At 73.0% G+C, this 7,637-nt stretch carries 9 protein-coding genes, 1 pseudogene and 1 riboswitch; of the genes and pseudogenes, 4 read left to right on the top strand and 6 right to left on the bottom strand.

Annotated elements, in window-relative coordinates; genetic code table 11:
- Both EYA84_RS22125 and def read left to right on the top strand, forming a co-directional pair.
- A partial coding sequence (locus EYA84_RS22125; RefSeq protein ID WP_201272450.1) for a chorismate-binding protein occupies positions 1 to 686 on the top strand: 686 nt, incomplete at its 5' end.
- A 10-nt stretch (positions 687 to 696) separates the two neighbouring features.
- Positions 697 to 1,203, top strand: coding sequence for a peptide deformylase (gene def, locus EYA84_RS22120; RefSeq protein WP_131054961.1), 507 nt, complete (start codon positions 697 to 699; stop codon positions 1,201 to 1,203).
- On the opposite strand, the gene EYA84_RS22115 is transcribed toward def, so the two are convergent.
- Genes EYA84_RS22115 through EYA84_RS22105 form a run of 3 tightly spaced genes read right to left on the bottom strand, consistent with a single transcriptional unit; the run spans position 1,186 to position 3,394 of the window.
- The gene (locus EYA84_RS22115; RefSeq protein WP_201272451.1) at positions 1,186 to 1,770 is read right to left on the bottom strand and encodes a GNAT family N-acetyltransferase; all 585 of its coding nucleotides are present in this window, start codon (positions 1,768 to 1,770) and stop codon (positions 1,186 to 1,188) included. The two genes, def and EYA84_RS22115, sit on opposite strands and share 18 nt — an antisense overlap.
- 34 nt (positions 1,771 to 1,804) lie before the next feature.
- Positions 1,805 to 2,581, bottom strand: a complete 777-nt coding sequence (locus EYA84_RS22110) for a GNAT family N-acetyltransferase (protein ID WP_131054959.1) — start codon at positions 2,579 to 2,581, stop codon at positions 1,805 to 1,807.
- A 33-nt stretch (positions 2,582 to 2,614) separates the two neighbouring features.
- Entirely contained in the window at positions 2,615 to 3,394 is a 780-nt protein-coding gene (locus EYA84_RS22105) for a TSUP family transporter (RefSeq protein WP_275540808.1), read from the bottom strand.
- A gap of 175 nt (positions 3,395 to 3,569) precedes the next feature.
- Here EYA84_RS22105 and EYA84_RS22100 point away from each other — a divergent pair, with 175 nt between their 5' ends.
- A complete protein-coding gene (locus EYA84_RS22100) occupies positions 3,570 to 4,349 on the top strand; it encodes an endonuclease/exonuclease/phosphatase family protein (RefSeq protein ID WP_131054958.1) in 780 nt (259 codons plus the stop codon).
- Here EYA84_RS22100 and EYA84_RS22095 read toward each other — a convergent pair.
- Together EYA84_RS22095 and EYA84_RS22090 are read right to left on the bottom strand one after the other, a co-directional pair.
- Positions 4,272 to 5,220 (bottom strand): annotated as a pseudogene (locus tag EYA84_RS22095) (bifunctional 5,10-methylenetetrahydrofolate dehydrogenase/5,10-methenyltetrahydrofolate cyclohydrolase). The gene EYA84_RS22100 and the pseudogene EYA84_RS22095 overlap by 78 nt on opposite strands.
- A gap of 13 nt (positions 5,221 to 5,233) precedes the next feature.
- A riboswitch (ZMP/ZTP riboswitch) is annotated at positions 5,234 to 5,317 on the bottom strand.
- Between the two features lie 32 nt (positions 5,318 to 5,349).
- Positions 5,350 to 6,411: an FAD-dependent monooxygenase gene (locus tag EYA84_RS22090; RefSeq protein ID WP_131054957.1), complete on the bottom strand. Its 1,062-nt coding sequence runs from the start codon at positions 6,409 to 6,411 to the stop codon at positions 5,350 to 5,352.
- Between the two features lie 55 nt (positions 6,412 to 6,466).
- Here EYA84_RS22090 and EYA84_RS22085 point away from each other — a divergent pair, with 55 nt between their 5' ends.
- A complete protein-coding gene (locus EYA84_RS22085) occupies positions 6,467 to 7,033 on the top strand; it encodes a TetR/AcrR family transcriptional regulator (RefSeq protein WP_131054956.1) in 567 nt (188 codons plus the stop codon).
- Here EYA84_RS22085 and EYA84_RS22080 read toward each other — a convergent pair.
- Positions 7,021 to 7,637 (bottom strand): site-specific integrase (locus tag EYA84_RS22080; protein WP_131054955.1); only part of this gene is annotated, 617 nt, incomplete at its 5' end. The two genes, EYA84_RS22085 and EYA84_RS22080, sit on opposite strands and share 13 nt — an antisense overlap.

Below are 7,637 nucleotides of genomic sequence, written 5' to 3'. Positions count from 1 at the left end.
GCCTCCCCGGCGCCCGCTACGGCGGCGTCCTCACCGGCGACGGCTGGGCCATCGGCTGCGCCAGCCCCGAAACCCTCGTCGAGGTCCGCGCCGGCACCCTGACCACCCGCCCCATCAAAGGCACCCGCCCCGCCACCGCCGCCGGCCGCGCCGACCTGCTCACCTCCGCCAAGGAACGCGCCGAACACATCATGATCGTCGACCTGGAACGCAACGACCTGGCCCGCGTCGCCCGCACCGGCACCGTCCGCGTCGACGACCTGTTCGCCGTACGCCGCTGGTGCGACCTGTGGCAGGCCGAATCCACCGTCCGCGCCGACGTCGCCGACGGACTCGGCCTGGCCGACCTGCTCCGCGCCGTCTGCCCCGGCGGCTCCGTCACCGGCGCCCCCAAACTCGCCGCCCTGCACCACATCGCCGCCCTCGAACCCGTCGGCCGCGGCGCCGGCATGGGCGCCCTCGGCTGGATCGGCCCCGACCACCTCGACCTCGGCCTGACCATCCGCACCGCCGCCACCGACCGCCACGCCCTGCACGTATGGGCCGGCGGCGGCATCACCTGGGACAGCGACCCGCACGCCGAAGTCGCCGAAGCCGCCGCCAAGACCGCCCCGGTCCGCGCCACCCTCGACCCGCCCCGACCCGACCGCCCCGGCCGCCCCACCACCGGCACCACCGACCGATAACCTTGCCGACATGACCATGCGGGACATCCGAATCATCGGCGACCCGGTGCTACGCACCCCCAGCGAACCCGTCACCAGCTTCGACGCCGACCTACGCGCCCTGGTCACCGACCTGATGGACACCCTGCTCGGCGCACCCGGCCGCGCCGGCGTCGCCGCACCCCAGATCGGCGTCAACGCCCAGGTGTTCGTCTACGACGCCGACGGCCACCGCGGCCACATGATCAACCCCACCCTCGAACTCTCCGACGACCTACAGGACGACGACGAGGGCTGCCTGTCCATCCCCGGCCTGTACTTCCCGACCCCCCGCGCCCTGCACGCCACCGCACACGGCTACGACCAGCACGGCGAACCCCTCACCATCGCCGGCAGCGGATTCCTCGCCCGCGCCCTGCAACACGAGACCGACCACCTCGCCGGCCGCCTCTACGTCGACACCCTGCGCGGCGACGTCCGCCGCCGCGCCCTCCGGGAGATCCGCGCCGGCCGCTTCGACTCACCCCGCCGCGCCTGACCCACCCGCCACCCACTCGTCCCGGGTGATCGCATACTCCACCTCACCGGCCTGCGCACCCGGCAACGGATCCGGCCACGGCAGGTGCAACGTCCGCACGTGACGCATCCCCACCGCCGCCATCGTCGCCCGCGACCCCACGTTGACCGCCATCGTCTCGGCGAAGATCCGCGACAACCCCAGGTCGGCGAAACCGTACCGAATCAACTCCCGGGCCCCCTCCGACGCCAGACCCCGACGCCAGAACCGCCGCGCCAACCGATACCCCAACTCGGCCTGACCCACCACCGGCCCCTGATCGGCCCGCGACGGCGGCTCCAACAGCCACCACCCGACGAACTCACCGTCCACCGACCCCGCCCAGAACCCCAACCCCGGCGACCGCCGCGCCACCGCCAACCGCTCCCGGTGCCACCGCGCCACCTCCGCCGCCGACCGCACCGGCCCCAGGAACCGCATCACCTCCGCGTCGGCGTCCAACGCCACCTCATCAGGCAGATGCACATCCGCCAACGGCGCCAACACCAACCGCGCGGAACGCAGAATCACCTGAGACACGCGCGTCATCATCCCGGCCACCGGGCACCACCGCCACCGACAATCAGCGGCCACCGGCGCGCAGCCGGAACTCGCCGTACTCGGCCACCCGGGTGAACCCCAACCGCCCGTACAACCGCACCGCCGCCCCGTTGTCGGCCTTCACGTTCAACGTCACATGGTCCACGTCGGCCCGCAACACCTCGCACAGCCGCGTCACCACCGCCGCCGCCAACCCCCGACCCCGCCACCCCGGCCGCGTCGTCACGTTCCCGATCGCCGCGACCCGATACGTGGGGGAGAAGACATGCACCCCCGCCACCGCCACCAACAGCTCACCGTCACTGACCCCCACGTACCGGCCGGTGTCCACCATCCGCGCGTCGAACCAGTTCCCCGGATACGCGACCGCGTACAACTCCCGCAGCCGAGGCAGATCCGCCCGCCCCAACACCACCCCCGCCGGCGACACCCCCACCGCGCGTGAAGGATCCGTCCACGCCATCTTCAGATGCGTCCCCGACGACGTCACCTCGAACGCCCCCGCCAACGCCACCTCCACACCGGGGGACAGGTGCGCCTCCAACCGGGCCGGCAACACCGGCACCACCTCACCCAGCAACGCCGACACCGCCGCCACCCCGCCCGGCCGCGTCAACGCCACCAACGTCGGCGACACCGCACCGTGATACAGCAACACCACCGCGTCCCCACGCCGAAACCACGACGTGTACGGCCAGAAGAAATCGTCCAGATCACCCAACTCGTACGCGTGCAGCCGAGGATCCCGCCCCAACAGACCCGCCAGGACGGCACGGTCGTGTTCCGCGCGCACCGACACCCGCCGATGATCACACGCGCCGCGTCGCGCCGCTCACCCCGCCCGCCACTGGTCGTAGCCCAACTTCGCCACCAACGCCACCACCACCAGCAACAACACCCCCCGCACGAACCCCGCACCCCGCCGCAACGCCATCCGCGCACCCACCATCGCGCCCACGACGTTGCACACCGCCATCGCCGCACCCAACAGCCACCACACATGCCCCGTCACCGCGAACACCGCCAACGCCCCCGCGTTCGTCCCCGCGTTCACCACCTTCGCCATCGCCGACCCGTGCAGAAAATCCGCCCCCACCAGGGCCGTGAACGCCACCACCAGGAACGTGCCCGTACCCGGCCCGATCAACCCGTCGTACAATGCGATACCCACCCCCGCCACCAGCACCGCCACCACGACCCGCACCCGGGTACGCCGACCCGGCGACGCCGACACCCCCAACCTCGGCCGCGCCACCACGAACACCGCCACCGCCACCAACACCACCAACACCACCGGCCGGTACGCCGACGGCGGCACCGCCCCCGCCAACGCCGCACCCACCCCCGCGCACAACACCGCCAGACCCGCCGCCGGCCCCACCACCGCCCAGTCGACACGAGTACGCCGCGCATACGTCACCGCCGCCGCCGACGTCCCCGCGATCGCCGCCAACTTGTTCGTGCCCAACGCCGTCGCCGGCGGCATCCCCGGCGCCGCCACCAACAACGCCGGCAACAACAACAACCCGCCGCCACCCACCACCGCGTCCACCCAACCGGCCAACACGGCAGCGGTCAGCAGCAGCGCGACAGTCGACGGATCCAGATCCACGGCGGCATTCTTCCCACCCCGAGACGACCGACGCCGCCACCTGTGGCCAGCCTCACCGGCCCCGACGCCGCCGCAACCACACCCCGACCGCACCCACCGCCACGAACACCAGCACCGAACAGAACAACACCCGCAGCATCGGGCAACTGTGCCACGGCGTCGATAAGGTGACACGGTGCGCCTGGCCACGTTCAACCTGCTGCACGGCCGGTCCCTGACCGACGGCCTCGTCGACCCCGCCCGCCTCGCCGCCGCCGTCACCGCCCTCGACGCCGACGTCCTCGCCCTCCAGGAAGTCGACCGCGACCAGTCCCGCAGCGGCAACCACGACCTCACCGCCATCGCCGCCCAGGCCCTCGGCGCCACCGAACACCGCTTCGCCGCCGCCGTCGTCGGCACCCCCGGCGAAGCGTTCCGCCCCCTCACCCACGACGACGACGGCCACGGCGAACCCTGCTACGGCGTCGGCCTGATCTCCCGCCACCCCGTCAGCAGCTGGCACGTCACCCGCCTACGCCCGGCACCCGTACGGTCCCCGGTCTACGCACCCGGCCCCCGCGGCGGCCTCATCCTGCTGCACGACGAACCCCGCGTCGTCCTCGCCGCCGTCCTGGACACCCCGCACGGGCCCCTCACCGTCGCCGCCACCCACCTGTCCTTCGTGCCCGGCTGGAACATCCGCCAACTCCGCCAGGCCGTCCGCGTCCTACGCGCCCTGCCCGCACCCCGCATCCTGCTCGGCGACCTCAACCTGCCCACCTGGGCCACCCGCCTGGTGTCCCGCTGGCACCCCCTGGGCCGCCGCCCCACCTACCCCGCCGGGCAACCCCGCGTCCAACTCGACCACATCCTCGCCGACCGACAGGACCTGCACCGCCTACCACCGGTCACCGCCGTGCGGACCCCGCTGGCCACCATCTCCGACCACCGACCCCTCCTGGTCGACCTCGGCTGACCTCGCCGCCGCCCGCACCGCGTTACGGAACAGCATCGCCACCGTCACCGGACCCACCCCACCGACCCGCGGCGTGATCGCCCCCGCCACCCGCCCACACGACGGATCCACATCCGGCAACAACCGGCGCCCCGCATACCGCACCCCACCACCCACCACCACCCACCACCACCGCACCCGGCCGCACATGATCCGGCCGCACGATCCCCGGCACCCCCGCCGCCGCCACCAGGATCTCCGCCCGCCGCGTATACCGAGGCCAGTCCGGCACCCCCGTGTGCACCACCGTCACCGCCGCGTTCGCCGTCGGCCGCTTCTGCGCCAACAACAGCGCCAACGGACGCCCCAACGTCGCCCCGCGCCCCAACACCACCACCTCCCGACCCGCCACCGGCACCCCGTGGAACGCCAACAACGCCTCCACACCCGCCGGCGTACACGGCACCGGCCCCGGCAGCCCGAGCGCCAACCGCCCCACGTTCACCGGATGCATCCCGTCCACGTCCTTCTCCGGGTCCAGCATCTGCAACGCCCGGTCGTAGTCCAACCCACCCGGCACCGGATGCTGCACCACCACCCCGTGCACACCCCGGTCCGCGTTCAGATCCGCCACCACCGCATGCAGATCCGCCTGCGACGCCGACCCCGGCAACCGCACGTGCGGCGACGCGAAGCCCAACTCCGCCGCCTGCCGCTGCTTGATCCGGATGTAGCCGGCGCTCGCCTCGTCGTCACCCACCAGCACCGTCGCCAACGCCGGAGTCACCCCGGCCGCCCGCAACGCCGCCACACCCTCGGCCACCTCGACCAGAACCTGCTCCGCCACCGGCCCACCAGGCAACAACCGGGCCGTCGTCGACGTCGTGGACATGGCTCACCTCGATCGTGGAGGCCCAGGCGGACGACCCCCACGACGAGCTCCCCGATGGTCCGATCCATCCCCGGTGCCGCCAGTCGCGTCACCCGCAGCCTTCCACACCCGACGCCGCGACCACCACCGTCAGCCCGGGGGACCGAACGCCAACGCCCACCGCAACGCCACGTCCCGCACCCCGGTGAACCGCCGCACCTGCGCCAACCGTCCCGCCCGCACCGCCATCGCCGCCATCCGCTGCGTCGGCACCCGCCGCACCCCGTCGTAGCGGGCCAACGCCGCCGACACGTCCGACTCCACCTCCAACGCCTCCGACAACGCCACCGCGTCGATCAACGCCTGACAGGCACCCTGCCCCAGATCCGGCGTCATCGCGTGCGCCGCGTCGCCCAGCAACACCCACCGCCCCCGCACGTACGTCGGCACCGGCGACAGATAGTGCACGTCGTGATGCAACATCCCGGCCACGTCGACGCGATCCAGCACCGCCGGCACCGGGTCGTGCCAGTCACCGAACCACCCCCGCAACGCCGCCAGATCACCCTCCGGCGGCCGGAAACCCTCCGGCGCCGCCACCGCCGCGTACCAGTTCGCCACCCCGGGACCCTGCGGCGTCACCCCGAACTTGCGCCCCGGACCCCACGTCTCCCCACCGGAGGCCACCTCCAACGGCACCGTGCCACGCCACGCCGTCACCCCCGAGTACCGCAGCGGGAACCGATCACCGAACATCGCCACCCGGGTCGCGCTGCGGATCCCGTCCGCGCCCACCACCACGTCGTACCCGTCACCCAGCTCCGCCGGACCCGCCACCGGCACGCCGAAACGCACCGTGCCCGCCGGCAACGCCTCCGCCAACAGACCCAGCAACGCCGGCCGGGACAGCAGCAGCACCCCCTCACCGTGCCGCCGACGGATCCGCCCCACGTCCAACCGGGCGATCACCGTCCCGTCCGGGCGACGCATCGCCCCGTCCGGCTGCTCCCGACCCCGTTCCCGCGCGAGCGCACCCACACCGAGCCGATCCAACGCCCGCAACGCCGACGGCCAGATCCCCAACCCGGTACCCGTCCCGGGCAGCCCCGCCGCCCGCTCGAACACCGTCACCGTCCACCCGGCGCGCAGCAGTCCCACCGCCACCGCCAGCCCACCCACGCCGCCTCCGATGACAGCCGCTGATCCTCGCATCAACCGACCGTACTACAGATGTAGTCGCAGCCACTACTGCTGTAGTCTCACCTCCGTGGACGCCCGCCAACAACGCCTCCTCGACGCCGCCATCGCCGTCCTCGGCACCCGCGGCCCCCGCCATCTCACCCACCGCGCCGTCGACGACCAGGCCGAACTCCCCACCGGCTCCACCTCCAACCGCTACCGCACCCGCGAAGCCCTCATCGCCGGCGTCCTCACCCGCATCCTCGACCTCGAAACCACCGGTTGGAACCACCTCGCCGGCACCCTCGACCACATCGACCCCGACACCTTCACCACCGCCCTCGGCGCCCTCGCCCACGACCTCACCACCACCCACCGCGCCCTCACCCTCGCCCGCCTCGCGATCTTCGCCGAAGCCGCCCACCACCCCGCCCTGCAACACCAGATCGCCCAACGCCAACACGACCTCGCCGCCTGGGCCACACCCCTGCTCGCCGCACTCGGCGCCCGCCACCCCACCACCGCCCTACGGCTCCTGCTCGCCCTCCTCGACGGCCTCCTCAACAACCAACTCGCCAACCCCGACCCCGACTTCGACCCCACCGCCGCCATCGCCGCCGTCCTCCCGGCAGTCCTCGACGCTCACCCCGCCTGAGACCGCACCAACCCCACCAACGCCCGGTACGTGCGATTCACCCGCGCCGCCTCCCGCTGCTGCCCCGACGTCACCTCGATGTACGTCTGCGACGACGCCAACGACGCATGCCCCAACAACCGCATGATCTCCGCCGCACCCGCCCCGTCCTCGGCCAACCGCGTCGCGAACGTGTGCCGCAACGCGTGCAACCGCGCCCCACGCGGCACCCGGTCACCGATCCCCGCACGCCGGTAACAGGACTCCACCAGATACTGCAGACCACCCCGCCGCAACGCCTCACCCTCCCGATCCACCAGCAGCGGCGACCCCGGCCGCACCGACCGCGCACCGAACCGCCGCACCCGACTGTCCAGATAGTCCGCCAGCAGCGCGTCCAGATCCGGCTCCACCGGCAACACCCGAGGCCGCCCACCCTTACCGGCCACCTCCAGCCGGCGCTCACCCGGCCGACCCGCCAGCGAACCGACCCGCAACGCCAGCAGCTCCGACAACCGCAGCCCGGCACACAACGCCAGCGCCAACACCGCCACGTCCCGCTCCGGCCACGGATCGCGCTGCCGACCTCGCGCCTGCGCCGCCGCCGCGAGCAGCCGCTCGGGAG

The organism is Verrucosispora sp. SN26_14.1, assembly GCF_004307965.1.
Classification (GTDB): Bacteria; Actinomycetota; Actinomycetes; order Mycobacteriales; family Micromonosporaceae; genus Micromonospora.
Note: the sequence above shows the minus strand (reverse complement) of the source record. Positions and strands in the feature narration are given on the sequence as shown.

Bases quoted from the DNA above. Each gene is read 5' to 3' on its own strand.
- def (WP_131054961.1), top strand. From the start codon at position 697: ATGACCATGCGGGACATCCGAATCATCGGCGACCCGGTGCTACGCACC.
- EYA84_RS22115 (WP_201272451.1), bottom strand. From the start codon at position 1,770: ATGACGCGCGTGTCTCAGGTGATTCTGCGTTCCGCGCGGTTGGTGTTG.
- EYA84_RS22090 (WP_131054957.1), bottom strand. From the start codon at position 6,411: ATGCGAGGATCAGCGGCTGTCATCGGAGGCGGCGTGGGTGGGCTGGCG.